1 protein-coding gene and 1 pseudogene are annotated in these 2,028 nt (G+C 66.7%); both read left to right on the top strand.

Annotated elements, in window-relative coordinates; all coding sequences use genetic code 11:
- Nucleotides 1–915 (top strand): annotated as a pseudogene (locus tag ELR45_RS39775) (UDP-N-acetylglucosamine 1-carboxyvinyltransferase); the annotation flags it as partial.
- Between the two features lie 129 nt (nt 916–1,044).
- Nucleotides 1,045–2,028, top strand: a 984-nt coding sequence (locus ELR45_RS30965; RefSeq protein WP_240760276.1) for a bifunctional transcriptional activator/DNA repair enzyme AdaA, incomplete at its 3' end; no start/stop codon positions are given.

Below are 2,028 nucleotides of genomic sequence, written 5' to 3'. Positions count from 1 at the left end.
CCGTTCGGTCTCGAGCTGAAGGCAACGGGCGGCTTCTACCATGCCGAGGTCGACCGGTCCGCGAAGCCGGGCAGACCGATCGTGCTGACCGAGCGTGGCGACACCGTCACGGAGAACGCGCTTATGGCCGCCGCACGCCACGACGGCGTCACGGTGATCCGCAACGCCAGCCCCAACTACATGGTGCAGGACTTGTGCTTCTTCCTCACCCAGCTGGGCGTCCGGATCGACGGCATCGGCACCACAACGCTGACCGTGCACGGCATCGAGAACATCGACTGCGACGTCGACTACGCGCCGTCAGAGGATCCGATCGAGGCGATGAGCCTGCTCTCGGCCGCGATCGTCACGTCGTCCGAGATCACCATCGCCCGGGCGCCCGTGGAGTTCCTCGAGATCGAGCTCGCCATCCTGGAAGAGATGGGGCTCGACTACGATCGCAGCACCGAGTATGTCGCGGCGAACGGCGAGACCCGTTTGGTCGACCTCACGGTACGGCCCTCGATCCTGAAGGCGCCGAGCGACAAGATCCACCCGATGCCCTTCCCGGGCTTGAACATCGACAACCTGCCGTTCTTCGCGCTGATCGCGGCGACGGCCTCCGGCTCCACGCTGATCCACGACTGGGTGTACGAAAACCGTGCGATCTACCTCACCGAGCTCACGAAACTCGGCGCTAATGTGACGCTCCTGGATCCGCACCGCGTGCTCGTCGACGGACCGACCCGGTTCTCCGGGACGGAGGTCATATGTCCACCCGCTCTGCGTCCCGCGGTCGTGGTACTGCTCGCGATGCTCGCGGCCAAGGGCACGTCGGTGTTGCGCAACGTCTACGTCATCAACCGCGGATATGAGGATTTGGCCGCCAGGCTCTCCCTGCTCGGAGCCCGGATCGAGACCTTCCGCGACATCTGACTTCCCCGAATGTCCCCATGATCATCAACCCTTAGCCCCACCATGCCCGGTCTAGCCGTTGATGATCATGGGGACATTCGTGTCTGATTTCCGCTAGTCCTGTCGCCGTGCGAGCGTCAGACTGGACGTGTGCTTGACGAAGAAGTGTGCTATCGGGCGGTACGAAGCCGTGATGAGCGGTTCGACGGCGTCTTCTACATAGGCGTCACGTCGACCGGCATCTACTGCCGGCCCAGCTGCCCGGCACGGACCCCGAAGCGAGAGAACATCCGCTTCTACCGATCCGCGGCCGAGGCCCAGGGAGCCGGGTTCCGTGCCTGTCGGCGGTGCCGGCCGGACACGACGCCCGGATCCCCGGAGTGGAACGTTCGAGCCGACGTCACGGCCCGAGCCATGCGCCTGATCGCGGACGGCTTGGTCGACCGCCACGGCGTCGCCGGCCTGGCCGACCGCCTGGGTTACAGCGAGCGCCAGATCCATCGTGCGCTGGTCGGTGAGGTCGGTGCCGGGCCGCTGCGGCTAGCCCGCTCACAACGCGCGCATACGGCCCGCACATTGCTGGAGACGACGGACATGCCGGTCACGGAGCTGGCGTTCGCCGCCGGTTTCGCCAGCATCCGCCAGTTCAACGACACGATACGAGAGGTCTACGCGTTCAGCCCTAGCGAGTTGCGGGAACGAGCACGCCTCCGCTTCCGTGCAGATGCACGTCCGGGCAATGCCACGAACGGGTCCGTGACCGGAACGATCGAGCTGCGGCTGGCCCACCGACGCCCCGCCGACCTCGATCGGGTCGTGGAGTTTCTCGCCATGCGAGCGGTACCTGGCCTGGAGGAAATCGACGGGCGCACCTACCGCCGCAGCATGTCACTCCCGCACGGCACCGCGGTCGCCGAACTCACGCCGGCCGACGGCTGGGTGCGGGCGGTGCTGCGGCTAGCCGACCCACGCGACCTGACCACCGCCGTCGCTCGTTGCCGGCGGATCTTCGATCTCGATGCGGACCCGCAGGCAGTCGACTCCGCGCTGCAGAGCGATCCTGCGCTGCGCCCGCACGTCGTCGCCGGCATACGCGTACCTGGCACCGCCGACGGCGAGGAACTCGCAATCCGA

This window comes from Phytoactinopolyspora endophytica, from assembly GCF_004138495.1.
Classification (GTDB): Bacteria; Actinomycetota; Actinomycetes; order Jiangellales; family Jiangellaceae; genus Phytoactinopolyspora; species Phytoactinopolyspora endophytica.
This window is presented reverse-complemented; position numbering and strand designations above follow the sequence as displayed.